This window comes from Blastococcus sp. OS1-29 (assembly GCF_057628075.1).
Map to the genome: position 1 here is coordinate 780374 of NZ_JBXXJK010000001.1, position 23911 is coordinate 804284.

General features: G+C 72.0%; 26 protein-coding genes and 1 other RNA gene. 22 read left to right on the forward strand and 5 right to left on the reverse strand.

The genetic code is table 11. The features are described from left to right. Positions 1 to 33: 33 nt before the first annotated feature. Entirely contained in the window at positions 34 to 270 is a 237-nt protein-coding gene (locus AC2H4J_RS03905) for a hypothetical protein (RefSeq protein ID WP_487463513.1), read from the reverse strand. A 54-nt stretch (positions 271 to 324) separates the two neighbouring features. On the opposite strand from AC2H4J_RS03905, the gene cutA reads away from it, so the two are divergent. Together cutA and AC2H4J_RS03915 are read left to right on the forward strand one after the other, a co-directional pair. Beyond that, positions 325 to 651 carry a divalent-cation tolerance protein CutA gene (gene cutA / locus AC2H4J_RS03910; RefSeq protein ID WP_487463514.1) on the forward strand — a complete coding sequence of 109 codons (327 nt, stop codon included), beginning with the start codon at positions 325 to 327 and terminating at the stop codon, positions 649 to 651. Positions 652 to 747: 96 nt separating this feature from the next. Further along, the gene (locus AC2H4J_RS03915; RefSeq protein WP_487463515.1) at positions 748 to 2556 is read left to right on the forward strand and encodes a putative bifunctional diguanylate cyclase/phosphodiesterase; all 1809 of its coding nucleotides are present in this window, start codon (positions 748 to 750) and stop codon (positions 2554 to 2556) included. Positions 2557 to 2558: 2 nt separating this feature from the next. Here the strand turns inward: AC2H4J_RS03915 and AC2H4J_RS03920 are convergent, their stop codons facing one another. Then, positions 2559 to 2846 carry a DUF6343 family protein gene (locus AC2H4J_RS03920; protein WP_487463516.1) on the reverse strand — a complete coding sequence of 96 codons (288 nt, stop codon included), beginning with the start codon at positions 2844 to 2846 and terminating at the stop codon, positions 2559 to 2561. 46 nt (positions 2847 to 2892) lie between these two features. On the opposite strand from AC2H4J_RS03920, the gene prfB reads away from it, so the two are divergent. From prfB to AC2H4J_RS03985, 13 genes are all read left to right on the forward strand, one after another. After that, positions 2893 to 4005: a peptide chain release factor 2 gene (gene prfB, locus AC2H4J_RS03925; protein WP_487463517.1), complete on the forward strand. Its 1113-nt coding sequence runs from the start codon at positions 2893 to 2895 to the stop codon at positions 4003 to 4005. 94 nt (positions 4006 to 4099) lie between these two features. Further along, a complete protein-coding gene (gene ftsE, locus AC2H4J_RS03930; protein WP_487463697.1) occupies positions 4100 to 4780 on the forward strand; it encodes a cell division ATP-binding protein FtsE in 681 nt (226 codons plus the stop codon). Positions 4781 to 4826: 46 nt separating this feature from the next. Next, entirely contained in the window at positions 4827 to 5711 is an 885-nt protein-coding gene (ftsX, locus tag AC2H4J_RS03935; protein WP_487463518.1) for a permease-like cell division protein FtsX, read from the forward strand. A 59-nt stretch (positions 5712 to 5770) separates the two neighbouring features. Next, positions 5771 to 6247 carry an SsrA-binding protein SmpB gene (smpB, locus tag AC2H4J_RS03940; protein WP_487463519.1) on the forward strand — a complete coding sequence of 159 codons (477 nt, stop codon included), beginning with the start codon at positions 5771 to 5773 and terminating at the stop codon, positions 6245 to 6247. Next, positions 6244 to 7167, forward strand: coding sequence for an NADP-dependent oxidoreductase (locus AC2H4J_RS03945; RefSeq protein WP_487463520.1), 924 nt, complete (start codon positions 6244 to 6246; stop codon positions 7165 to 7167). The genes smpB and AC2H4J_RS03945 overlap by 4 nt, the downstream gene beginning before the upstream one ends. A 126-nt stretch (positions 7168 to 7293) precedes the next feature. Beyond that, complete coding sequence (locus tag AC2H4J_RS03950) at positions 7294 to 8187, forward strand: amidohydrolase family protein (protein WP_487463521.1); 894 nt, start codon at positions 7294 to 7296, stop codon at positions 8185 to 8187. After that, complete coding sequence (locus AC2H4J_RS03955) at positions 8184 to 8573, forward strand: VOC family protein (RefSeq protein ID WP_487463522.1); 390 nt, start codon at positions 8184 to 8186, stop codon at positions 8571 to 8573. The genes AC2H4J_RS03950 and AC2H4J_RS03955 overlap by 4 nt, the downstream gene beginning before the upstream one ends. Positions 8574 to 8748: 175 nt before the next feature. Continuing rightward, positions 8749 to 9567: an N-acetyltransferase family protein gene (locus AC2H4J_RS03960; RefSeq protein ID WP_487463523.1), complete on the forward strand. Its 819-nt coding sequence runs from the start codon at positions 8749 to 8751 to the stop codon at positions 9565 to 9567. Between the two features lie 10 nt (positions 9568 to 9577). Further along, positions 9578 to 10456 (forward strand): SCO6745 family protein, encoded by an 879-nt coding sequence (locus tag AC2H4J_RS03965; RefSeq protein ID WP_487463524.1) that lies wholly within the window; start codon positions 9578 to 9580, stop codon positions 10454 to 10456. Between the two features lie 239 nt (positions 10457 to 10695). Further along, positions 10696 to 11835, forward strand: a complete 1140-nt coding sequence (locus AC2H4J_RS03970) for a magnesium and cobalt transport protein CorA (RefSeq protein WP_487463525.1) — start codon at positions 10696 to 10698, stop codon at positions 11833 to 11835. Between the two features lie 2 nt (positions 11836 to 11837). Further along, entirely contained in the window at positions 11838 to 12248 is a 411-nt protein-coding gene (locus tag AC2H4J_RS03975) for a protein-tyrosine phosphatase family protein (protein WP_487463526.1), read from the forward strand. A gap of 129 nt (positions 12249 to 12377) precedes the next feature. After that, positions 12378 to 12753, forward strand: a transfer-messenger RNA (tmRNA) gene (ssrA, locus tag AC2H4J_RS03980). 332 nt (positions 12754 to 13085) lie between these two features. Continuing rightward, positions 13086 to 14054, forward strand: a complete 969-nt coding sequence (locus AC2H4J_RS03985; RefSeq protein ID WP_487463527.1) for an MsnO8 family LLM class oxidoreductase — start codon at positions 13086 to 13088, stop codon at positions 14052 to 14054. Between the two features lie 60 nt (positions 14055 to 14114). Here AC2H4J_RS03985 and AC2H4J_RS03990 read toward each other — a convergent pair whose 3' ends face one another. After that, positions 14115 to 15206: an FUSC family protein gene (locus AC2H4J_RS03990; RefSeq protein WP_487463528.1), complete on the reverse strand. Its 1092-nt coding sequence runs from the start codon at positions 15204 to 15206 to the stop codon at positions 14115 to 14117. Between the two features lie 16 nt (positions 15207 to 15222). Then, positions 15223 to 16971: a BCCT family transporter gene (locus tag AC2H4J_RS03995; RefSeq protein WP_487463529.1), complete on the reverse strand. Its 1749-nt coding sequence runs from the start codon at positions 16969 to 16971 to the stop codon at positions 15223 to 15225. Positions 16972 to 17179: 208 nt separating this feature from the next. On the opposite strand from AC2H4J_RS03995, the gene AC2H4J_RS04000 reads away from it, so the two are divergent. The 6 genes from AC2H4J_RS04000 to AC2H4J_RS04025 all read left to right on the forward strand — a co-directional run bounded on the left by AC2H4J_RS04000 (position 17180) and on the right by AC2H4J_RS04025 (position 21868). After that, positions 17180 to 17677, forward strand: a complete 498-nt coding sequence (locus AC2H4J_RS04000) for a DinB family protein (protein ID WP_487463530.1) — start codon at positions 17180 to 17182, stop codon at positions 17675 to 17677. An 86-nt stretch (positions 17678 to 17763) separates the two neighbouring features. Next, complete coding sequence (locus tag AC2H4J_RS04005) at positions 17764 to 18897, forward strand: beta-propeller fold lactonase family protein (RefSeq protein WP_487463531.1); 1134 nt, start codon at positions 17764 to 17766, stop codon at positions 18895 to 18897. Positions 18898 to 18948: 51 nt separating this feature from the next. Next, positions 18949 to 20277, forward strand: a complete 1329-nt coding sequence (locus AC2H4J_RS04010) for an FAD-dependent monooxygenase (protein ID WP_487463532.1) — start codon at positions 18949 to 18951, stop codon at positions 20275 to 20277. A 99-nt stretch (positions 20278 to 20376) separates the two neighbouring features. Further along, complete coding sequence (locus tag AC2H4J_RS04015) at positions 20377 to 20760, forward strand: (R)-mandelonitrile lyase (RefSeq protein WP_487463533.1); 384 nt, start codon at positions 20377 to 20379, stop codon at positions 20758 to 20760. A gap of 88 nt (positions 20761 to 20848) precedes the next feature. Beyond that, the gene (locus AC2H4J_RS04020; protein ID WP_487463534.1) at positions 20849 to 21316 is read left to right on the forward strand and encodes a LysM peptidoglycan-binding domain-containing protein; all 468 of its coding nucleotides are present in this window, start codon (positions 20849 to 20851) and stop codon (positions 21314 to 21316) included. Positions 21317 to 21364: 48 nt separating this feature from the next. After that, positions 21365 to 21868: an SRPBCC family protein gene (locus AC2H4J_RS04025; protein WP_487463535.1), complete on the forward strand. Its 504-nt coding sequence runs from the start codon at positions 21365 to 21367 to the stop codon at positions 21866 to 21868. Here the strand turns inward: AC2H4J_RS04025 and AC2H4J_RS04030 are convergent. Then, positions 21823 to 22866, reverse strand: a complete 1044-nt coding sequence (locus AC2H4J_RS04030) for an NADP-dependent oxidoreductase (RefSeq protein ID WP_487463536.1) — start codon at positions 22864 to 22866, stop codon at positions 21823 to 21825. The genes AC2H4J_RS04025 and AC2H4J_RS04030 overlap by 46 nt on opposite strands. Before the next feature lie 204 nt (positions 22867 to 23070). Between AC2H4J_RS04030 and AC2H4J_RS04035 the strand changes: the two genes are divergently transcribed. Further along, the gene (locus AC2H4J_RS04035) at positions 23071 to 23910 is read left to right on the forward strand and encodes a fumarylacetoacetate hydrolase family protein (protein ID WP_487463537.1); all 840 of its coding nucleotides are present in this window, start codon (positions 23071 to 23073) and stop codon (positions 23908 to 23910) included. Position 23911 lies beyond the last annotated feature (1 nt).

The window sequence follows — 23911 nt, forward strand, 5'->3', positions numbered from 1 at the left end:
ACCGCAATTTTCACCCGATGGAGGGGCCCTGGCTCAGCCGCCGCGCTCGTCCTCCGCCCGGGCGACACCACGGACGGCGGTCAGCAGCGACTCGTCGTGACCGTCCCCGCGCTCGAACGCCTCCCGTGCCGCCGCGGGCAGCAGGGTCAGCGCGACGGTGTCCAGCCAGGCCACGTCGCCCGCGACCCGTCGTCCCACCTGTAGACCGTCGCCGTCCGCCCGCAGCACGTACTCGTCGCTGTCGAGCCTGATCGTCATGTCGTCGCTCATGGGGCCCTCCTACCCGCCCGGCGCCGTGGTTCCACCCGCCGCCAGGATGCAGCGATGGACGAGGAGTGCTGCGAGGTCGTCGTGACCGCCGCCGACCCCGAGTGGCTCGCCGGCTTCACCCGCACGCTGGTGGAGGAACGCCTCGCCGCCTGCGGCCACGTGAGCTCGCCGATCCGCTCGATCTACCGGTGGGAAGGGGTCGTGCACGATGAGAGCGAGGCGCGGGTCGCGCTGCACACCCGGCGTTCCCTCGTGCCGGCCGTCGTCGCGCGGACCCAGGAGTTGCACTCCTACGACGTACCTTGTGTGATTGCACTGTCACTGTCAGGTGGTAATCGCGAGTACTTGCAGTGGGTCGTGAACGAGACCCGCGAGCCGTGAAAGCACCTCACTCCATGGGGGGCGATCACCCAGCGAACATGCCTGATCACTGTCCGCATGGGAAGAAACTGGAACGGGACTGACAGGGACAGCGACGTGGACGACGGGGTGGGGCACGTGGTGGCACGACGGGCGAGGCGGGCGCTGCCCGTCGACGTGCGCGTCAGTGACGGCACTCGCGCCACCGGGGAACTCCTGGTGGAGGCGGTCCTCGACGCGCTGCCCTCGCCGACCGTCCTCCTGGATCCCGACGGCACGGTGGTGCTGACCAACTCCGTCTGGCGCGACGCCGCCCACGTGCTGGACGACGATCGCTTCCGGGTCGGCGTGGGCGACGACTACTTCGCCCTCGCCCGCCGCGTCCGCGACGACACCGCGACCGACGGCGTCATCGCGAAGGTCCGCGCCCTCTCCCAGGGCGCGCTGCACGAGGTGTCCGCCGACTACGCGCTGTCTCATCCCGAGGGCACCCGCTGGTACCACCTGCAGGCCTCGCGGGTCGACCAGGTCGGGCACGTGGTCATCACCCACACCGACATCACCGGCCGCGTCGACGCCGAGCAGGCCGCACTCTGGCGCGCCCGCCACGACCCGCTGACCGAGCTGCCCAACCGGGCGCGGCTGCACGAGCTGATCGACGCCGAACTGCAGCGCCCGGGCCGCCCGCCCGTCACCGTCCTCTTCCTCGACGTGGACGGGTTCAAGGAGGTCAACGACTCCCTCGGACACGAGGTGGGCGACGACCTGCTGCGCCAGGTGTCCGAGCGGCTGACCGGCCGCACCCGCACCGGCGACACGGTGGGCCGCCTGGGCGGTGACGAGTTCGTCGTGCTGTGCCCCGACTGCGACGCCGCCGGTGCCGAGGCGCTGGCCCAGCGGTTCCGCAGCTCCTTCGACCGCCCGTTCGACCTCGGTGGCCGCGTCGCGCGACTGACCGCGAGCATCGGCGTCGCCACCGCGGGGGAGGGCGGCCCCGCGATGCGATCGTCGGAGCTGGTCCGCGACGCGGACCTGGCCATGTACGCGGCGAAGGCGGCCGGCCGCAACGGCGTCCGGACGTTCACCAGCGACCTGCGCTCGGTCGCCCAGCGCGGCCTGCTCGTCGCGGCCGAGCTCCAGGAGGCGATCGAGACCGGCCAACTGGTGATGCACTACCAACCGGTGATCCGCCTGCCCTCCGGCGAGCCCGACGGCGTCGAGGCGCTGGTCCGGTGGCAGCACCCGGAGCGTGGTCTCATCGCGCCGGACGAGTTCATCCCCATCGCCGAGCAGCACGGGCTCATGGAGCACCTGACCCGCTGGGTCCTGGCCACCGCGGCACGGCAGAGCGCCGCCTGGACCCGTGCCGGCCTGACCCTGATCACCGGCGTGAACATCAGCGCCAGCCACCTCGCCACCGGCACACTGGTGGACGACGTCACCGCGGCTCTGGCGGAGTCCGGTCTGCAGCCCGAGCAGCTGGTCCTGGAGCTCACCGAGACCAGCGTCGCCCTGGACCCGGCGCGCGCGGCCGCACAGTTCGCCGCGCTGCGGGTGTCCGGCGTCGAGGTCTCCCTCGACGACTTCGGCAGCGGCTACTCCTCCCTCAGCCAGCTGGTGTCCATCCCGGCCGGCGTCCTCAAGATCGACCGCAGCCTGATCGGGGGGCTGGGCAGCGCCTCGGGCCAGGCGGCCGCCGCGGTGGCCGCCGTCGTCAGTCTCGGCCGGGCCTGCGGCATGCGCGCGCTCGCCGAGGGTGTCGAGACCGAGCGGCAGCTGACGATGGCCACCGAGCTCGGGTGCACCTTCGCCCAGGGCTTCCACATCGCCCGCCCTATGCCTGCCGACGAGGTGCCCGGCTGGTTCGCCGCCCGGGCGGAGCGGCGATCCGCGCGGCGCCGCGTCCCCGTCGGCGCCGCTCGCTGAGGTCAGCCCGGTTCGCCGCGCGCCTTCCGGCGGGCGACGACGACCAGGTCGACGAGAGCGATCCCGGCCAGGACGAAGAGGACGACGGCCGCCCAGACCGGCACGCCGAATGCGAGGAACACGATCCCGCCGGCGACGCAGACGATCAGGCCGAAGGCCGCCAGCACCAACCGGAGGGTCAGTGCCGACTGGGCGGGCGGAGCACCCGCGAAGCCGGCCGTCGGGTCGTGGTAGTCGGGAAGGCCGCGCTCGTAGTCCTCCCGCGAACGGGGTTTTCGAGGCTCACTCATGCCACGGACGCCTACCCGTGGAGCAGGAGCACTACCCTGGCCAGACGTGGCTGCTGACTTCTCCGTCGTCCTGGACGAACTGAACACGACTCTGAAGTCGATCGAGGCCGTCCTGCGCATCGACGACATGCGCAGCGAGATCGCCGACCTGGAGCAGCAGGCGGCGGCACCCGATCTCTGGAACGACGTCGACGCCGCGCAGGCGGTGACCTCCCGGTTGTCCTACCTGCAGGGTGATCTGCGTCGCGTCGAGGAGCTGCGCAGCCGGCTCGACGACGTCGCGCTGATGCACGAGATGGCGGCCGACGAGAACGACGACGAGACCCTGGCCGAGACCGAGCGGGAACTGGCCAGCATCCGGTCGGTCATCGACGAACTCGAGGTCCGCACCCTGCTCAACGGGGAGTACGACTCCCGCGAGGCGCTGGTGACCATCCGCTCGGAGGCCGGGGGTGTTGACGCCGCCGACTTCGCCGAGATGCTCATGCGGATGTACCTGCGCTGGGCGGAGCGGCACAAGTACCCGACCGAGGTCATGGACATCTCCTACGCGGAGGAAGCCGGCATCAAGTCCGCGACCTTCGCCGTCCACGTGCCCTACGCCTACGGCACCCTCTCGGTCGAGCAGGGCACCCACCGGCTGGTGCGCATCTCGCCGTTCGACAACCAGGGCCGCCGGCAGACGTCGTTCGCGGGCGTCGAGGTGCTCCCGGTCGTCGAGCAGACCGACCACGTCGACATCCCCGAGAACGAGATCCGGGTGGACGTCTTCCGGTCGTCCGGCCCCGGCGGGCAGAGCGTCAACACCACCGACTCCGCCGTCCGCATGACGCACATCCCCACGGGCATCGTCGTGTCCTGCCAGAACGAGAAGTCGCAGATCCAGAACCGCGCCGCCGCGCTGCGGGTACTCCAGGCCCGGTTGCTCGTCGTCCGGCAGGCCGAGCAGCGGGCCGAGATGGACGCGCTGAAGGGGGAGGGCAGCAGCTGGGGCAACCAGATGCGCTCCTACGTCCTGCACCCCTACCAGATGGTCAAGGACCTGCGCACCGAGCACGAGACCGGCAACACCGCGGCGGTGCTCGACGGCGACATCGATGCGTTCATCGAGTCGGGGATCCGGTGGCGCCGTCAGCAGGAGACCGTCGACGCCGGATGACCCTTCCGGCCAGCTGAAAACGACTCTCGACAGTTCTCCGGCGAACGCGCCGTCCGGGTGCCGCGGGCAGGTAGCGTGGCACCCCGTGATCGAAATGCAACACGTCACCAAGCTCTACCCGGCCAGCGGCCGGCCGGCCCTCGACGACGTGACGACCGAGATCGACAAGGGCGAGTTCGTCTTCCTCATCGGGTCCTCCGGTTCGGGGAAGTCGACGTTCCTCCGGCTGCTGCTGAAGGAGGACACCCCCACCTCGGGCACCGTGAGCGTCAACGGCCAGACGCTGAACACGCTGAGCAAGTGGAAGGTGCCCAAGCTGCGCCGCACCATGGGGTGCGTCTTCCAGGACTTCCGGCTGCTGCGTGACCGCACCGTGGCCCAGAACGTGGCCTTCGCCCTCGAGGTGATCAACAAGCCCGCGCGCACGATCAAGCGGGTCGTGCCCGAGGTGCTGGAGATGGTCGGCCTGGAGGGCAAGGCCAACCGGCTGCCCAGCGAGCTCTCCGGCGGCGAGCAGCAGCGGGTGGCCATCGCCCGCGCGTTCGTCAACCGGCCCCTGGTCCTGCTGGCCGACGAGCCCACCGGCAACCTCGACCCGGAGACCAGCGAAGGAATCATGCTGCTGCTCGAGCGGATCAACCGCACCGGCACCACGGTGATCATGGCGACCCACGACTACCACATCGTCGACTCCATGCGCCGTCGCGTCATCGAGCTCAACGGGGGCGTCATCACCCGCGACCAGTCGCGCGGTGTGTACGGGGTCGGCCGGTAGCACCGGCCCGCCAGCGACTGCTCACGACCTCCACGACAGGGAATCCATGCGCGTCAACTTCGTCCTCTCCGAGGTGGCCACCGGGCTGCGTCGCAACCTGACCATGACGGTGGCGATGATCCTGACGACCGCCATCTCGCTCGGTCTCATGGGAACCGGCCTGCTGATCTGGCACATGATCGATGACATGAAGCAGATCTACTACGACAAGGTGCAGGTATCGATCTTCCTTGCCGACGGCGTCACCGACGAGCAGCGCTCGGCGATCGAGACCAAGCTCAAGGACTCTCCCGAGGTCAAGAACTACATCTACGAGTCCAAGGACGAGGCGTTCCAGCGGTTCCAGCAGCAGTTCTCCCAGCAGCCCGAGTTGGTGCAGAACACTCCCGCCGACGCGCTGCCGGAAAGCTTCCGCGTCGAGCTCAAGAACCCCGAGCGCTACCCGGTCATCGCCCAGGAGTTCCCGAACGGCCAGAACGGCGTCGACCAGGTGCGCGACGAAGGCGACTTCCTGGACCGATTGTTCAGCCTGCTCAACGGCGCCCGGAACGCGACGATCGCCGTCGCGGTGGTGCAGGCGCTGGCGGCGCTGCTGCTGATCTCCAACACGATCCAGCTGGCAGCGTTCAACCGGCGCAACGAGACGAACATCATGCGGCTGGTCGGCGCCTCCCGCTGGTACACCCAGCTGCCGTTCATCCTCGAGGCCGCGCTCGCCGGCCTGGTCGGCGGCCTGCTCGCGGTGGTCGGCCTGGTGCTGACGAAGGTGCTGTTCGTCGACCGCACGCTGGCCGGCCCGATCAAGGCCGGCATCATCACCGGCATCGACTGGAGCCAGATCGCCCTCACCGGCGTCGAGATCACCGCCGCCGGTGTGGGGTTGGCCGGGCTCGCCTCCTACGTGACCCTGCGGCTCTACGTCCGCCTCTGACCTGAGCTGCCCTCGCCGCGCCGGGAAAGGCGGTGGCGACCGGCCGGTAACCTGGAGTCATGCCGCGTGAGACCGGGCGAAAGCTCATCGCCCAGAACAAGAAGGCGCGGCACGACTACTCGATCCTCGACACCTACGAGGTCGGCCTCGCGCTGACCGGCACCGAGGTGAAGAGCCTGCGTGCCGGGCGGGCCTCGCTCGTCGACGGGTTCGCCTCGATCGACGACGGCGAGGTGTGGCTGCAGCACGTGCACATCCCGGAGTACGTGCAGGGCACCTGGACCAACCACGCGCCGCGCCGCAAGCGCAAGGTGCTGATGCACCGCGCCGAGATCGACAAGCTGGTCAGCAAGATCAAGGAGGGCGGGCTCACGCTCGTCCCGCTCGACCTGTACTTCAAGGACGGCAAGGTCAAGGCCACGCTGGCGCTGGCGAAGGGCAAGAAGGCCTACGACAAGCGGCAGGATCTCGCCGAGCGCGACTCCCGCCGCGAGATCCAGAAGGCCTTCGGGCGCTACGTGAAGGGCCGCCGGTGAGAGCCGCCGTCTACGACCGGTTCGGCGACGAGTCGGTCCTGCGCATCGTCGACGACCACCCCGAGCCGCCGCTGGGCCCGGACGTCGTCCTCGTCCGCGCGCACGCCGCCGGGGTCAACCCGGTCGACATCGGCATCCGCGAGGGCCATCTCGCCGGTGCCTATCCGCACCACTTCCCGATCACGCCGGGCTGGGACCTCGCGGGCGTCGTGGAGAAGGTCGGGCCCGCGGTCGTCGACTTCGCCCCCGGGGACGAGGTGTTCGGCTACGTCCGCCGGGACGACGTCCAGTGGGGGACGGCGGCCGACCTCGTGCCCGCGCCGCAGCGCTGCCTGGCGTCCAAGCCGGACTCGCTGTCGTTCGCCGAGGCCGGGGCTCTGCCGCTGGCCGGGCTGACCGCGTACCAGGCGCTGACCGAGGTGCTCGACGTCGGCGAGGGCGACCGCGTGCTCGTGCACCGGGCCTCCGGCGGGGTCGGCTTCTTCGCGGTCCAGATCGCCGTCGCGCTGGGCGCCCACGTCATCGGGACGGCGAGCCCGAAGAACCACGGCTTCCTCCGCGACGCCGGCGCCGCCGAGGTGCTCGACTACTCGGCCGGCCCGATCAGCGGGCAACTCGCCGATCCCGTCGACGCCGTCCTCGACCTGGTCGGCGGGGACGTGCTCGTCGACGCCCCGAAGCAGGTCCGCGACGTCTCCCGGATCGCCTCGGTGGTCGACCCGTCGGTCAACGACATGGGTGGGCGCTACGTGTTCGTGCGGCCCGATCAGCACGATCTCGAGGAACTCGGCCGCATGGCCGACGCCGGGCAGTTGCGGGTGCCCATCGCGAAGGCGTTCCCGCTGGCCCAGATCGCCGACGCCCACCGGTTGGTCGGCGAAGGCCACGTACGCGGCAAGGTCGTCGTCACGCTCCAGTGACTGCACCCTCCGGGGGCGATGTGCGCTGAGGGCACATTCCGCCGGCCGGGAGGCGCCCCTACTGCACACCGCTCGCGTCGACGGCCACCCCGGTCGTCCAGTGCGCGGGCCGCTAACGTCCGGGCGGTGGAGATCGCCCCGCCCGTCGTCGACGACGACGTCCCCCGGTACTGGCGCGAGCTCGGCCTGCCCGGCCTGGTGGACGTCCACGTGCACTTCCTGCCGCCGCGGGTGCAGGCGAAGGTCTGGCAGTACTTCGCCGAGGGGGAGAAGCACTACGGCGTCGAGTGGCCGCTGGCGTACGCGATGCCCGACGAGGAGCGGCTGGCGCTGCTGGACAGGCTGGGGGTGCGGGCTTTCCCGACGCTGCCTTACCCGCACAAGGCCGGGATGGCGGCCTGGCTCAACGACTGGTCGGCCGAGTTCGCACGCACCGACCCGCGGATCCTGCAGTCCGCGACCTTCTACCCGGAGCCGGAGGCGCCGTTCTACGTCGCCGAGGCGCTGAAGCACGGAGCGCGGATCTTCAAGGTGCACGTGCAGGTCGGCCACTACGACCCACGCCATCCGCTGCTCGACGCGGTGTGGGGGCGGCTCGAGGAGACCGGCACGCCGGTGGTCATCCATTGCGGCTCCGGTCCGCTCAAGGGCGAGCACACCGGGCCGGAGCCCGTCACCGGGCTGCTCGAGCGCTACCCACGGCTCCAGCTGGTGATCGCCCACCTCGGCATGCCCGAGTACCGCGACTTCCTGGAGCTTGCCGAGCGCTACGAGCGCGTGCACCTGGACACCACGATGTTCGCCACCGACTTCACCGAGCGGCTCATGCCGTTCGACCGGGCGGACCTGCCGCGGCTGGCGGCGCTGCGGGACAAGGTGCTGCTGGGCAGCGACTTCCCGTCGATCCCGTACGCCTACGCCCACCAGCTCCAGGCGCTGCACCGCCTGGAGCTGGGGGAGGACTGGCTGCGTGCGGTCCTGTGGCACAACGGCGCCCGCATGTTCAGGATCGCCGGGTGACCGCCACCTTCTCGCTGACCGCCACCGTCCTGGGCACGCCGGACCCGCAGGGGCTCGCCCGCTTCTACCAGCGGATGCTGGGCTGGCCGATCCGCGACGACACCCCGGAGTGGGCGACCCTGCGCCCGGCGGACGGGAGCACGGGGCTGTCCTTCCAGCTGGAGACCGACCACGTGCCGCCGGTCTGGCCGCCGGTGCCGGGCGCCCAGCAGATGCAGCAGCACCTCGACATCCTGGTCGACGACCTGGAGGCGGCCGGGGCCGTCGCCGTCGACGCCGGGGCCGAGCAGATCGGCGGTCACGAGGACGACGACGAGGTCGTACGGGTCTACCGCGACCCCGCCGGCCACCCCTTCTGCCTGTTCGTGCGGAAGGCGCCGCGGTGATCGACCTGCCGCCGGGCTGACCGCCCGCCCGCTCGCCGACGACGACGCCACGGCCGTCGCTGCCGTCCTGGCCGCGGCCGAGCACGTCGACGACACCGGCGAGTACCCGGACGCGGAGGACGTCACCGAGTGGTGGCGGGGCTGGGGCCTGGACGCGCCCCGTGACGGGATCGCCGTGTGCGATGCGGCCGACGTCGTCGTGGCCTATGCGACCGTCATGGCGTCCTCGACCTTCCGCGAGAGGTTCGACGTCGACCTCGAGGGCCGGGTCCGGCCCGATCTCCGCGGTCAGGGCATCGGCCGCGCTCTGCTCTCGTGGCAGCTCGACCGTGGGCTCGCCGTGCACGCCGAGCGGCAGCCGCAGGCGCCCGCAGCCCTGCGGGTCGAGGTGCCGGGCAGCATGCCGTCGCTGGAGGCACTGGCGCGCCGGGCCGGGCTGGTGCCGGAGCGGTGGTTCCAGGAGATGCAGCGGCCTCTGACCGACCTGCCGGAGGAACCCGCCGCGGGTGGCGTCGACGTCGTGCCGTTCGACTGGGACCGGGACGACGAGGTGCGCCGGGCGCACAACGCCGCGTTCACCCGGCACCACGGCTCGTCGGAGCGCGATCCCGAGGCGTGGCAGTCGCTGTTCACCGGCCAGCGCAACTTCCGTGCCGACCTGTCGCGGCTCGCGGTCGCGGACGGCGCCGTCGTCGGTTACGTGCTGGCGTACGTGTTCGAGGCCGACACTGCGGCACGGGGCTCGCGCGAGGTGTCCCTGGGGCAGATCGGCGTTCTGCCCGCAGCGCGCGGCCGCGGCGTCGCCAGCAGCCTCATCGCGGAGGTGCTGCGGACGGCGGCGGAGAACGACTGCCAGAGCGCGTCCCTCGGCGTCGACACGGAGAACGTCACCGGGGCGCTGCGGCTGTACGAGGGACTCGGGTTCCGGCCGGTGCGGTCGCGGGTCTCCTGGGCTCTCGCCCTGCCCCCGGTGGGGGCGCCGGCCGCTCAGTAGGGTGCCGGTCATGGTCAGCGTCGATCAGCACCCGTCCGGTCTCGACCCCGCCCTCGTGGCCCGTGCCCACCGCGCGGTAGAGCCGCTGCACGCGCACATGTACTTCGCGCCGGAGCACGACGAGGGGTTCAGCGCGCTCGGCCTGAAGTCGGGTCGGATGTCGTACTTCGCCGGGCGGGCCGCGCCCATGGGTGCCGTCGGGGCCGGCGTGGTGACGGCGACCTTCTACAACTTCTCGCCTTCCCTCGTCGCCCATATGATCCCGCGGGCCTGGACGCTCGCCTCGCCGGAGCAGGTCGTCGCCGCGCGGTGGGAGGTCGCCCGTGGCTCGCTGACCCGGCTGCTCGGCCAGGACGCCATCGACTCGGCGGAGTTCGCCGAACTCGCCGGGCTGCTGCGCGAAGCATGCGACGCGCTGACCCCCGAGGGGCGCCCGCTCTACGCCGCGCACGCCGACCTCGGCTGGCCGGGGGAGCCGCTGCTCGACCTCTGGTACGCGGCGACGCTGCTGCGCGAGCACCGCGGCGACGGACACATCGCCGCCCTGCTGCACGCCGACCTCAACGGCCTGGAAGCCCTGATCACCTATACGGCGACCGGCCGCGGCTTCGTACTGTCCGCGGCGAAAGCCACGCGCGGTTGGAGCGACGAGGAGTGGGCGGCAGAGTCGGCCGCGCTGGTGGAGCGCGGACTGCTGGACGACGACGGCGCTCTGACTGCTGAAGGCAAGGACCTGCGGGCCCGCGTCGAGGCGGAGACCGACGTGCTCGGGGCTGACCCGTGGCTGCTGCTGGGCCAGGAGCGGACCGAGCGCGTGATCGAGCTGGGCAGGGGGTTCGCGCGGCTGCTCGTCGCCGGCGGAGCCTTCCCCCGGGAGATCTTCGGCTGAGCCACCCCGGTCAGCCGGTCGGGTGACTGGACAGGGCATGGGACCATGGACGACGGCCTCCGCGACGGGGGGACCGGACGGGAGGAGGTGAGCCGATGCGCAGCGACACGCGTACCGAGCCTCCCAGTTGCCATTCCGAGGTCCTCCCCGCCTGAACCCGGTCGAACGACCGCCGGACGGCGCTGCGTGAGGACCTCCCGGTGTCCTCCGCCGTCCGTCATCCCCCGGGAGCCGTCGTCATGTCCGAGCGCCGCCTCGCGCCGCTGAGCGCACTGAGCACCCTCACCCGCCGCCCCGCGCGGGTCGACGTCCGTCCGGAGTCGGCCGGCTCGCCGCCGTCGGCGCCGACCGCCGGGCCGTCGCGGGTCATCGACAACGCCGTCTACTCCGACGGTCGCCGGGTGGCGACCCCCGAGTCGCCGGAGGAGAGCCGCGAGGAGTTGGCGGCCGGTGAGGACCGCCTCGCGTGGCTGGGGCTCTACCGTCCGGAACCGCAGGAGCTGGGCGCGCTGGCGGAGCTGTTCGACCTGCCCGAGCTCGCCGTCGAGGACGCCATCAAGGCCCACCAGCGGCCGAAGTTCGAGCGGTACGGCGGCACGCTGTTCGTCGTCCTCAAGGCTGCCCGGTACCTCGACGCCGCCGAGGAGGTCGAGTTCGGGGAGCTGCACCTGTTCCTCGGCGCGGACTTCGCGATCACCGTCCGGCACAGCGAGTCGCCCGACCTCTCGCGGGTGCGCCGGCGGCTGGAGAGCGAGCCGGCGCTGCTGGCCAAGGGCAGCGAGGCGGTGCTCTACGCGATCCTCGACGCCGTCGTCGACGACTACCGGCCGGTCGTGGACGGGCTGGCCAACGACATCGACGAGATCGAGACCGAGGTCTTCCGCGGTGACCCCGGCGTCTCCCGGCGCATCTACGAGCTCTCGCAGGAGGTGCTCGAGTTCCAGCGTGCGGCACGGCCGCTGACCGGGATCCTGGCCGCGATCACCGCCGGGTTCGACAAGTACGGCGTCGACGAGGAGCTGCGCAGCTACCTGCGCGACGTCGCCGACCACGTCACCCAGGTGACCGAGCGCGCGGAGGGCTTCCGGCTGCAGCTGCGCGACATCCTCACGGTGAACGCGACGCTGGTCGCCCAGCGGCAGAACGACGAGATCCGCGAGCTGACGGAGGCCTCGATCGCCCAGGGCGAGGAGGTCAAGAAGATCTCGGCCTGGGCCGCCATCCTGTTCGCGCCGACCCTGGTGGGCACGGTGTACGGGATGAACTTCGACCACATGCCCGAGCTGCACTGGCAGCTGGGCTATCCGCTCGCGCTGTTGCTGATGATCGGCGTCAGCGTGGTCCTGTACTTCGTCTTCAAGCGCCGCAACTGGATCTAGCGGTGACCGGCTGGGCGGAGGAGCGCTGCGTCGTCCGGCTGCCCGGGGGCGGGCTCGTGCGCGGCCGCCGGCTCGGGGATGCGCCGACACCTGCCGACTTCACCCTGGTGCTGGCCGGGGGACCGGTGCCGGACTGGCCGCACCGGCGGGTGCGGTGGCGCGACTTCTGGGTGCCGTCGGACACCGCGGACGCGCTCGACGCGCTGCACGAGGTCCGTCGTCGGGCGCGCGCCGGCGAGCGGGTCGAGGTCGCCTGTCGCGGGGGAGTGGGCCGCACCGGGACGGCGCTGGCCGCGCTCGCGGTCCTCGACGGGCTGACCCCGGGGGACGCCGTCCACTGGGTACGCGCCAACTATCACCGCAAGGCCGTCGAGACGCCCTGGCAGCGGTCGTGGCTGCGTCGGGTGCGCTGAGCATCGGGCGCTGATGCGCAGTTCCGGACGCTCGAACCGCGCATCGCCGCACCCTGCTCCGCCAGGACACCCTCGGACGGGGGAACACGTTCGCGGCCGCAACCGTTAGGCTCTCTGCACAACTACACAGGGGGTGAATGGTCTCGACTTCGGTCGGGTGACCAGGGGAAGCGAGCCGAGGAAGGCAACGATGAGCTCGTTAACCATCCGTTGCAAAACACACAAGCGCCGACTCTGATCAGCGCGCGTACGCCCTCGCTGCCTGACGGCAGCTAGGCGTCGCTGTCAGCCCGGGTTCGTCATCGGCCCGGATCCTGGCATCAGCTAGATGACTCACTGCGCGTGCCGGTCACGGGCGCGCGCGGGACACCAAACAGTGACTGGGCCCGTCACACCGACTTGTCTGCATGATCGGTGGGGTCGAGCAGAGGCAACGCGGACTGCGCTCGGAGAAGCCCTGGTGATGCGTCGAAGGACGCGGGTTCGATTCCCGCCACCTCCACCACGGGGTTTTCCTCGAAAGCCTGGATTCGTTTCCGCGAACCGGCGCTCGGAGAGAACCCCCGGTGAACCCCCGTTCCACCACGTAGGGCCCGGTCAACCGACCGGGCCCTACGTGCGTCTGCGCCCGTCGCGCCGACCTTCGAGCCGTACCCGTGAGGCGTCGACGGGCTACCCCGGGAAGACGTCGTCCTGCCTGTAGAGCAGCTCACCTTCGCCCTCGCCCAGGGGACGATGAGCCAGGCGGGGTGGCTCGGAGGCGTCTGTTGCGGGCGATGCTCGCGCCGGGGAATTACGGCCGGAAGCCGAACCGGGCGTCCGAGGTTGGCTGCTGATGTGAGGCTCTCGCTGCTCGACCGCTCCCGCACCCGTGCCGGCTTTCCCGAGGGGGCCGCCCTGACGCACACCGTGGAGCGGGCAGTCGTGGCGGAGCGGCTCGGCTATCACCGGATCTGGGTGGCCGAGCACCACGGCTGGCCGGGTATCGCGTCCGGAGCGCCGGCGGTGCTGCTGGCGGCGGTCGGGGCGCACACGGCAACGATCCGCCTCGGGTCGGGCGGGGTGATGCTGCCCAACCACCAGCCCCTCATCGTGGCCGAGCAGTTCCTGATGCTGGCCGGACTCCATCCGGGCCGGATCGACCTCGGCGTGGGCCGCTCGCTCGGCTTCACCGCGCCCGTGCGCCGCGCTCTGCGTCGCTCCGGCGATGAGCCGGACACGTTCGCCGACGACATCGTCGAACTCCGTGGCTACGTCGAGCGGACCGCACCGGTCACCGCCCACCCGGTCGCCGAGGCGCCCGTCCCGCTCTTCGTGCTGGCCACTGGCCGCGGGATCGAGGTCGCCGCCCGGCTCGGACTCCCGGTCGTGCTGGGTGGTCCGGTGCTCGACCGGCCCGACCTCGCGGACCTGCTCGCGGCGTACCGCCACGACTTCCGTGCACATCGGGATAGCCGTCCGCACGTCACGGTCTCGCTCGACCTGCTGGTCGCCGACACCGATGCCGACGCCCGCGAGCTGGCGCTCCCCGAAGTGTGGGCGATGGTCCGCTCGCGGCGCACCGGCGTCTTCGACGCCCTGGAGCCGGTGGCGACCACCCGCGACCAGCGCTGGGACGACCAGCTCGCCGGGCGAGTCGAGCGCGCCCTCGACGCTGTCACCACCGGCAGTCCGAAGACGGTCCGCCGCCGCCTCGAGCAGCTCGCCGATCGCACCGGCGCCGACGAACTGCTCGCCACCGGCGCCACCTACGATCGCGCGGCGCTCGCCGACTCCGACGCCTTGCTCGCGGGGCTGCTGGCCTGATCGAGTTGAGCTCGCGCCCGGCCAGGCGGTCCTGCGAGGGCTCGGTCCGGGTCGGAGTCGTCAGACCGCCGTCGCCGAAGCCCTCTCGTCGGCGGACCGGAGAGTGTCCAGCGAGCGGTACATGCCGATCGTGACCGCGCCCAGTGCGAAGAAGCCCTCGTCGTCGGCGACCTCGGAGGTGCGCAGCAGCGTCGTCAACCGCCGCAGGGAGGACTCGGCGGCTGCCAGGGCCAGGTCCCGTTCGTCGGACGTCTGCGGGTCCGCGGCGGTGCGGTACGGCGTGCGGACGACGCGCGCCAGGCTGTCCAGCGCATCGGCCAGCACCCATCCCGTGCCGCCGTCGATCCGGTCGATCCCCCGACGGTGCGGCTGGAACTCGACGACGAGCATGGTCAGGTCGTCGACCAGGACGGCGACCCGGTCCAGCGCGCGGGACTGCTCCCGGATGCTTGCGGCCGTGCCTCCCCAGCGGCGTGCGCGAGGGTTGGCCCGTCGCGCCCGCTCGACCACGCTCTCGGCGTGCCGCATGCGGTCCAGCGCGACCTCGAGGTCGTGCCCGCGCCGCGCCCACTCCCCTGGGCTGGGTACCTCCCCGCGGCGCAGGCCGGCGGCGATGTCCTGCAGGTGCCGGTCGAGCAGCTCGCGCGTCGTCGCGATCCGCCGCACGGCGGTGGTGAGCTGCAGGGGCGGGAAGAGCACCGTGGTGACCACGACCCCGATGGCCGCCCCGAGCAGGGTCAGCCCGGCGTAGCGGAGGGCGTACTCACCCGGGTCCGCAGAGCCGACGGTGATCATGAGGACGGCGGCGAAGCTGACCCAGCTGGCCTGCTCGCGCAGCGGCCGCCACTGCTCCACGCCGATCGCCAGCGCCACGAGGAGGGCGATGGTGGCCGCACCCGGCAACGCGTGGGCGAGTCCGTAGACCCCCACCGCGAGAGCGAAGCCGAGCAGGATCGCGAGCACCGTCCGCCACGCCGCCGCCGCGGAGTCGGCGACGGTCGGGTGCACGGCGATGACCGCGCCGAGGGGGGCGTAGTACGCGTAGGCGGCCAGCGGCGGCGGCAGCAGCACGGCCACCTGCCAGGCCAGTGCCGCCGCCAACGCCGCCCGCACACCACGCTGCACCCACGGTTCGCGCAGCAGTTCCCCCATCCGGCTCACCGCGGGTCTAGCCGGTGCGACGCGACGGACCGGAGTCGGTGTCGCAGGTCGCCTCCACCACCAACGCGAAGTCGTCCCCGTGCCGGGTGATGCCGTCGACGACGGCCTGCTCGACCGCTTCCGTGGCGTAGGTGCGGCGCAGCACGAGCGGGTCCGAGCGCACGTCCTTGGCGAGCGAGACGGCCAGGCCCACCATGACCAGGGCGAACGGCAGCGCCGCGATGATCGTCAGGTTCTGCAGCCCGGCGAGGGCCTTGTCCCCGCCGACCAGCAGCATCACCGCCGCCACCGCACCCATCACGACGCCCCAGAAGACGACCGTCCGCCGGCTCGGCGCCAGGGTGCCTCGCTCGGACAGCGAGCCCATGACGACCGAGGCGGCGTCGGCGCCGGAGACGAAGAAGATCCCCACGAGGACCATCACCAGCACCGTCATCACGGTCGCCAGCGGGTAGTGCTCGAGCACCCCGAACAGCTGGCCCTCCGAGGTGGACTGCCCGGCGACGTCCAGGCCGTCCCGCTGCGCGGCGATGCCGGCCCCGCCGAAGATGGCGAACCACATCAGCGTGACCACGCTCGGCACGAGCAGGACGCCGGTGACGAACTGGCGGATGGTGCGGCCACGGCTGATCCGGGCGATGAAGACACCGACGAACGGCGTCCAGGAGATCCACCAGGCCCAGTAGAAGACGGTCCACCCGCGCATCCACTCGGCCATCGGGTCACCGCCGCTGGCCTCCGTTCGGGAGGCCATCTGCGCGAGGTCGGAGAAGTAGCTGCCGATCGCCCCGGGCACGAGGTTGAGGATCAGCACGGTCGGTCCGACCACGAACACGAAGACCGCGAGTACGACCGCCAGGACCATGTTCACGTTGGACAGCCACTGGATGCCCTTGGCGATGCCGGACACGGCCGAGGCGACGAAGGCGATGGTGAGCACCGCGATGATGGCGACCAGGACGCCGTTCCCGACCTCGCCGGCCCAGCCCAGGATCTCGATGCCGCTGCCGATCTGCAGCGCCCCGAGGCCGAGGGATGCGGCCGAGCCGAAGAGCGTGGCGAAGATGGCCAGGACGTCGATGAGCTTCCCGGCCGGGCCCTCGGTGCGGCGCCGGCCGAACAGGGGCTCGAACGCCGAACTGATCAGCTGCCTGCGGCCGCGGCGGAAGGTGCCGTAGGCGATCGCGAGACCCACCACCGCGTAGATCGCCCACGGGTGCAGCGTCCAGTGGAACAGGGTGGTGGCCATCGCCGTCTGGATGGCCTCGGGGGTCTCACCCTCCACCGTCCGGGGCGGCGGGGTGACGTAGTGCGTCAGCGGCTCGGCGACGCCGTAGAACATCAGCCCGATGCCCATGCCGGCGCTGAACATCATCGCGATCCACGAGACGGTCCGGAACTCCGGCTGCTCGTCGTCGCGGCCGAGCGGGATGCGCCCGTACTTGCTCCCCGCCAGCCACAGCACGTAGACGACGAAGGCCGACGCGAGGGTCACGAACAACCAGCCGAGGTTCTTCTCGATCCAGGTGAGCGCGCTGCCGCTGGCCGAGCCCAGTCCGCTCGGGCTCACGAACCCCCAGGCGACGAACGCCAGCGCGAGCACCGCGGCGACGGCGAAGACCCCGCGGTCGAGGACGGCCCTCTCGTCGGCCACCGGGAGCGGGGCCTCGGCGATGGCGGGGTGCAGTGCGTCGTCCGTCGGCGGACCGCCACCGGGCCCGGTCGGGTCGGTCGGTGCAGTGGGTGTCGTCGTCACAGGTGCGTTCGGCGCCCACGCGGGGGCGCCCCTCCGTTCGGTGCGCAAGGGGGTACCGGCCGACGGTTCAGCCGGTTTCGCTCGTGGAGCCGTCCGGGGGCTCCACGGCGGCTCTGGTCTTGGTTGGTGTCGCCGGCCGATGCCAAACGTGATGTCGCCCGCCCGGAGGACGGCGACGCGGACACTCCGCCCGTGGCACGCTCGGGCGGTGACCGTCTTCCCGCCCACGTTCGCCGAGGACGTGATCGACCGGCCGCTGCAGCAGCAGTTCGAGGCTTTCCTCGACGAGCACCGTCGTGCGCTGCACGACTGCCTCGACGGGCTGACCGAGGACCAGGCCCGCCGCACGCTTGTGCCCTCCCGGACCACGCTACTCGGGCTCGTCAAGCACGCCGCCTTCGTCGAGAAGGTCTGGTTCGACGAGGCCGTCACCTGCCGGACGCGTGCCGAGATCGGCATTCCGGCGACGCCCGACGAGTCGTTCGTCCTCGACGACGGCGACACGATCGAGTCGGTCCGGCGGGCCCACCGGGAGGCGTGCGAGGCATCCCGGCGGACGACGTCCACCCTCGGTCTGGACGACCTCCTGCGCGGTAACCGCCGCGGACCCCTGCCGCTGCGCTGGGTCTACCTGCACCTGCTGCGCGAGCTGGCTCAGCACTGCGGGCACGCCGACATCCTGCGGGAGCAACTGCTCGCCGGATGACACGCCGGTGGCGGGGTGGAGCCGTCCCGCCGCGGGGTAGCCCCTCCCTCGATGCACGGGGGCGCCTCGGCCGGATCGGGAACCTCATGGACCTTCGGCACAGCACCCACGGGAAGCACCGTCGGCGGCGGGCCCATCGGCTCCTCGTCGTCGCGGCCGGCCTCGTCGTGGTTGCGGGACTCGCCGTCGCCGCCGTGCTCTGGACCCGCGGACCCGGCCGCACGGAGGGTGAGCAGCAGGCGAGGTCGAGCGCCGCCCCCGGCACCTCGGCGACGCGCACCGCGACGCGAGTCCCGGCCGCGAGCTCGCCGATTCCGGTGGCCGGTCAACCGGTCCCCGTCGGCAAGACGCCGCACTTCATCGCGATGGCCCCGGACGGCCGCTTCGCCTACATCGCCGACCCCGGGGCAGCTGCGGTGTTCCGGTTCGACACCGCGACGGCCACGGTGACCGCGACGATCGCGATCCCGGAGGCGCCACCACAGATGCTGACGTTCTCCCCGGACGGGCGGCGCGCGTACGTCTCGGCCTACACCCCGGACTTCGGCGTCGACTTCCTCGTCACGATCGACACCGCGACCGACACGCCGACCGCCGCGCTGGCGGTGGGGCGGGGGCCCTACGCCGCCGCGACCACTCCCGACGGCCGGCTGCTCTACGTGCCGTACTACGACGAGGAACACCTCGACGTCATGGACACGGCGACCGGCGCGATGGTGGACCGGATCCCGGCCGCGCCCTGCCCGCACTGGATCGTCTTCACTCGCGACGGCCGGTTCGCCTACACGACCAACCACTTCTCGAACCTGGTGACGGTGCTCGCCGTCCCGCAGAACACCGTGGTCGCGACCATCCCGGTGGGCAACGGGCCGCACAGCCTCGAGATGTCCCCGGACGGGTCCCGGATCGCGGTCGTCGACTACGCGGGGGACGACGTGCGGCTCATCGACCCGGCCAGCAACACCGTCGTCGGCACCGTGCCCGCGGTCGGCGCCGGCCCGCAGGACGTCACCTACGCGCCCGACGGCAAGCACCTCTACACGGCCGACGTGAACGACGGCACCGTCGCGGCGGTCGACGTGTCGACCGGGGCCGTGACGGCGCGGATCCCGACGGGTGCGAGCCCGACGAGCATCGCCGTCACCCCCGACGGACGCCGCGCGTTCGTCACGGACTTCGACGAGGGCACCGTGCGGCCGCTGGACACGGCCACCGGCTGAACCGCGAAATCCGTTGACGCGGCCGGCTCGGCGGGAAGACCCTGCCGAGCCATGCGGGTGGCGATCATCGGGGCCGGTCCCGCCGGCCTGTTCCTCGGGGCCGCCCTGGCGGGCCGGGCCCACGACGTCGTGGCGGTCGACCGGGACACCGGGCCGCCGCCGCAGGGTCACTGGAGCCGACCCGGGGTGATGCAGTTCCACCACGCGCACACGTTCCGGACGCAGGTCGGCCTCGCGCTCGGCCGGGAGTGGCCGGCCGCTCTGGAGGCGTGGCTCGATCTGGGGGCCGAGCCGGTCACGTTCGACGTCCCGGGCATGGGCGTCGTACCCGCGGGGCACCGGTCGAGCCGGGACACCTTCGAGCGCGCGCTGCGAGCCACCGCAGCGAGGGTGCGGGGCCTGACCGTCCGGCGGGGCCACGTGGACGGCGTCCTGGCGCCGGACGGTCGCGTCCGCGGCCTCGTGGTCGACCGCATGCCGCTCGAGGCCGATCTCGTGATCGACGCTGCGGGGCGCTCCGGCCGCGCCGTCGACGAGGTGCGGGCACGGGCGACCGTCGGGGGCCCGTGCGGCATGGCCTACGTCGACCGCCAGTACCGGCTGCACGACGGGTGCGACCCCGGACCGATGACCGATCCACTCGCCTGGCAGGCCGACCTCGACGGCTGGCAGGTGCTGGTGTTCCTGCACGAACGCGGCCAGTTCTCGGTCGTGCTGATCCGGCCCACCGCCGACGCGGCCCTGAAGGACCTCAGGCACGCGGCCGCGTTCGACGCCGCCTGCCGGGCGGTGGACGGCCTCGCCGCGTGGACCGACCCCGCGCGCGCCGAGCCGATCACCGACGTCCTGCCCGGCGGCCCCCTGCGCAACGCCTACCGCGGTCAGCAGACACGTGACGGCCGGCCGTGCGCCCCGGGCCTGGTCAGCGTCGGCGACTCGGTCGCCACGACCACGCCGATCTTCGGCCGCGGCGTGACGACGACGTTCGCGCAGGTCCTCCGGCTGCTCGCCCTGGTCGACAGCGGCGACGACCCGGCCGCCATCGCGGAGCCGTTCGACGCCTGGTGCGAGCAGACCATGCGGCCGTGGGTCGCCGACCACGTGGCGATGGACGCCGACACCGTCCGCCGATGGGAGGGCGGGGACGTCGACCTCACGCGGCGCCTGCCGTCGGACCTGATCCTCGCCGCCGCGGCTGCCGACCCCGCGATCATGGCGCGCACCGGTGGCTACCTGTCGATGCTCGAGCTCCCGTCGTCGCTGGACCCGGTCGAGCCGATCGCCCGTGCCGTGTACGCCACCGGCTGGCGGGCGCCGCACCCGGCCGGACCATCCCGGGCCGAACTGCGGGAGATCATCGCGGCCGCGGTGGGGAAGTAGAGGGGTACTGCCGGTACCCCCGCTCGGCACACACTGCTACGGGCCCACGGAAGGGGGTTTGCTGGACGGCGTCCCGAAGCCGGCACGAGAGAGAAGACGATGGAATTCCTGCCTCCGCAGCCGACGGTCAAGGGCCCCGCCGAGTGGTTCACCGGCGACGTGCACTTCGACGTCATCGCCCGCAGCCAGACCGCCCGGGTGAACACCGTGCGTTTCGCGCCGGGTGCCCGCACCGCCTGGCACTCGCACGCGCTGGGCCAGACCCTGCACGTCACCGACGGCGTCGGCCTGATCCAGGCGCGCGGCGGGGAGGTCCAGGTGATCCGCCCCGGCGACGTCATCTGGACGCCGCCCGGCGAGGAGCACTGGCACGGCGCCGCACCCGACCGGTTCATGGTGCACACCGCCATCTGGGAGGGCGACGACACCAGCTGGGGCGACCTGGTCACCGACGAGGAGTACGGCTACCCCGACCCCGCCTGACCCGCGCGGTGAGCCCGATCGGTCTTGTACCGCCGCGGCGACGGCGGGACAAGTGGGCGGCGCCACGTCCCCTTCCCCGGGAGTCGCGATGGACCTCTACGGAATCCAGCTCAGGCAGCCGCAGCCGTGGGACCTCGTCGGCCGCAGGGTGGCCATCGCCGCCCTCGGGACGGCGTTCGAGGCCACCTACGGCTGGGTGATCCGTGCCCCGGACGGCGTGCTCGCCGAGGGGTCGTTCACCGCGGGATCGATGGGGCTGCTGGAGTCGTTCGTCCACGAGGCGCCGGTCGACACCGACTTCATCGGCGAGGCCACGTTCGAACTGGCCGGCGACGACCCCCGCGGGGTGCGCGACGCCGGGCTGGACACCCAATCCGTGCCGATCATCGTGATCGGCGGCATGGAGGGCTACCAGCTCCACCAGGTGGTCCGCGGCGACACGGTCAGCGCCATCGCCCAGGCGACCGGGTCGACCGTCGCGAAGATCGCCGCGGCGAGCCGGCTCCGTGACCCGAACAGGATCCAGGTCGGTCAGGTGCTGCGCGTGCCTCTCTAGTCGCCGACTCCGCCCGCGCGCGCGACGATTCCCGCCAGGAGGTGACGAATGGCCGGGACCGTCGACGTGGTGACCGAGACGGTGATCCCGCGTCCGGCGGCGGAGGTCGCCGCCTTCGCCGGCGATCCGGGCAACGCGCCGCAGTGGTACGTGAACATCGACTCCGTCGAGTGGCGGACGCCGCCGCCGGTCGCCGTCGGCTCGTGCATGGACTTCGTCGCCCGCTTTCTCGGCCGCCGGCTCGCCTACACCTACGAGGTCGTCGAGCTGGTGCCGAACGAGCGCCTGGTCATGCGGACAGCGGACGGCCCCTTCCCGATGGAGACGACCTACAGCTGGCAGGCGCTGGACACCGGCGCCACGCGGATGACCCTGCGCAACCGCGGCCTGCCCCGCCGGCTTCTCCACGGTGGCCGGGCCGTTCCTGTCGGCCGCGATGCGCCGGGCCAACCGGAAGGACCTGGCCGCGCTCCGCGCCCGCCTCGAGGGCGGCAGCTGAGCCCAGGTCAACCGAGGCGGATCACCCGCTTGCCGAGGTTCTCACCCCGGTAGATGCCGGCGATGGCGTCCGGCGCGGTCTCCAGTCCCTCCAGCACGTCCTCCCGGTGGTGGACCTGCCCCGCCCGCACGAGTTCCGCCAGCTCGGCGACGGCCGCGCCCATCCGCTCCTGGTGGTCGAAGAAGAGGAAGCCCTCCATCCGCGCCCGCTTGGTCAGCAGATGACGCTCCACGCGCGGTCCGGCAGGCCACGGCTCCCAGCTCGACACAGCTGCGGTCCCGCAGACCGCGATGCGTGCCCTGACGTTGATCAGTGGCAGCACGGTGTCGGTGACGGTTCCGGACGTGTTGTCGAAGTAGCCGTCGACGCCGTCGGGTACGGCGGCGGCCAGGTCTGCGGCGAAGGTGGCGGAGCGGTAGTCGACGGCGGCGTCGAACCCGAAGTCATCGAGACAGATGCGCACCTTCTCGGGGCCGCCGGTGATCCCCACGGTGCGGCAGCCCGCGAGCCGGGCGAGCTGCCCGGCCACCGAGCCCACCGCCCCCGCGGCGGTGGAGACGACGACGGTCTCCCCGGCCACGGGGCGGATCACCTGGTTGATCCCGATCCACGCCGTCACCCCGGTCAGGCCGAGCACGCCGAGGGCCAGCGACGGCGACAAACCCTCCTCGTCCACGCGGCGGAGGACCGCCTCGGGGCGGACGGTCGCGAACTCCTGCCAGCCGAAGCTGCCCATCACCCGGTCGCCGACCCGGTACCCGCCGCCGGCGCCGGCGACGACGGTGCCGACGGCGAACGAGCGCATCACCCCGCCCAGCGGGACGGGGTTGGAGTAGTTCGCGGCCTCGTTGACCCAGCCGCGCATGCCCGGGTCGACGGACAGGAACTCGTTGCGGACGAGGAGCTCCTCCGGGCCCGGTGCCCGCACGTCGCCCTCCACGAGCGCGAAGTGCTCGGCCTGGGGGATGCCGGACGGGCGAGAGGCCAGGACCACCAGTCGCTGGCGGGCCGGTGGCATCGGCTCGAGCGGGGCGTCGTCCGGTGTACGCATGGGGTCCTCCGTGACGGTGCGTCCGCGCACCGCGAGTGAAATCGACTTTTCTGGCTTGGAATCGTTTTTTCCTTGCGCGATCGATCCTAGCCGTGCTTGAGTGTGAACCAGACCACGGCGGTGATCATGCTCACTGCCCCACACACGTCCGGCGCCGTCCTCTGATCGGCGGAGCGGATGGAAACAACTCGAGGAGATGGCTTCGTGCGGCTTGCGAACGTGGACGGGCGGCTGGCAGTTGCCGACGGCGACGAATGGATCGATGTCGCCGAGGCCAGTGGCGGGCGGTTCTCGCCCGATCCGCAGGCGATCTACGCGCGCTGGGAGGACTTCCGCGCGTGGGTGGCCGACGGCCTCCCCGCCGACGCGCCGCGGGTGACCGGCCGCCTGGGGATCCCCGTCCCCGCCCCGCGGCAGGTCGTCGCCATCGGCCTCAACTACCGCGAGCACGCCATGGAGAGCAACCTCGCCATCCCGGAGCACCCGGTGGTCTTCGCCAAGTTCCAGTCCTCCCTCGCCGGCCCCGACGCCGTCGTCGAGCTGCCGAGCGACAACGTCGACTGGGAGGTGGAGCTCGTCGTCGTCATCGGCAAGGAGGGCCACCGGGTTCCGGCCGAGAAGGGCTGGGACCACGTGGCCGGCCTGACGATCGGTCAGGACCTGTCGTGGCGGGCGGTGCAGACGCGCGGACCGGCCCCGCAGTTCTCCCTCGGCAAGTCCTACCCCGGTTTCAGCCCCGTCGGCCCCGTCGTCGTGACCCCCGACGAGTTCGCCGACAAGGACGACCTCGCCATCAGCTGCGCGCTGGACGGCGAGGTCCTCCAGGACGGCCGCACGGGGGACCTGATCTTCTCGGTGCCCGAACTGGTCGCCCGGCTGTCGGAGGCACTGACCCTCTACCCCGGCGACCTGATCTTCACCGGTACCCCCAAGGGCGTCGGCATGGGCCGCACGCCGCAGCGATTCCTGCAGCCGGGCACCCTCGTGAGCACCATCGAGGGCATCGGCGACCTGTCCACCACCCTCGTGAACCCCGGAGCGTGAC

Coding starts and splice junctions, on each gene's coding strand:
- AC2H4J_RS03905 (WP_487463513.1), bottom strand. CDS start 270: ATGAGCGACGACATGACGATCAGGCTCGACAGCGACGAGTACGTGCTG.
- cutA (WP_487463514.1), top strand. CDS start 325: ATGGACGAGGAGTGCTGCGAGGTCGTCGTGACCGCCGCCGACCCCGAG.
- AC2H4J_RS03920 (WP_487463516.1), bottom strand. CDS start 2,846: ATGAGTGAGCCTCGAAAACCCCGTTCGCGGGAGGACTACGAGCGCGGC.
- ftsE (WP_487463697.1), top strand. CDS start 4,100: ATGCAACACGTCACCAAGCTCTACCCGGCCAGCGGCCGGCCGGCCCTC.
- ftsX (WP_487463518.1), top strand. CDS start 4,827: ATGCGCGTCAACTTCGTCCTCTCCGAGGTGGCCACCGGGCTGCGTCGC.
- smpB (WP_487463519.1), top strand. CDS start 5,771: ATGCCGCGTGAGACCGGGCGAAAGCTCATCGCCCAGAACAAGAAGGCG.
- AC2H4J_RS03965 (WP_487463524.1), top strand. CDS start 9,578: ATGGTCAGCGTCGATCAGCACCCGTCCGGTCTCGACCCCGCCCTCGTG.
- AC2H4J_RS03970 (WP_487463525.1), top strand. CDS start 10,696: ATGTCCGAGCGCCGCCTCGCGCCGCTGAGCGCACTGAGCACCCTCACC.
- AC2H4J_RS03990 (WP_487463528.1), bottom strand. CDS start 15,206: ATGGGGGAACTGCTGCGCGAACCGTGGGTGCAGCGTGGTGTGCGGGCG.
- AC2H4J_RS04005 (WP_487463531.1), top strand. CDS start 17,764: ATGGACCTTCGGCACAGCACCCACGGGAAGCACCGTCGGCGGCGGGCC.
- AC2H4J_RS04010 (WP_487463532.1), top strand. CDS start 18,949: ATGCGGGTGGCGATCATCGGGGCCGGTCCCGCCGGCCTGTTCCTCGGG.
- AC2H4J_RS04015 (WP_487463533.1), top strand. CDS start 20,377: ATGGAATTCCTGCCTCCGCAGCCGACGGTCAAGGGCCCCGCCGAGTGG.
- AC2H4J_RS04020 (WP_487463534.1), top strand. CDS start 20,849: ATGGACCTCTACGGAATCCAGCTCAGGCAGCCGCAGCCGTGGGACCTC.
- AC2H4J_RS04025 (WP_487463535.1), top strand. CDS start 21,365: ATGGCCGGGACCGTCGACGTGGTGACCGAGACGGTGATCCCGCGTCCG.
- AC2H4J_RS04030 (WP_487463536.1), bottom strand. CDS start 22,866: ATGCGTACACCGGACGACGCCCCGCTCGAGCCGATGCCACCGGCCCGC.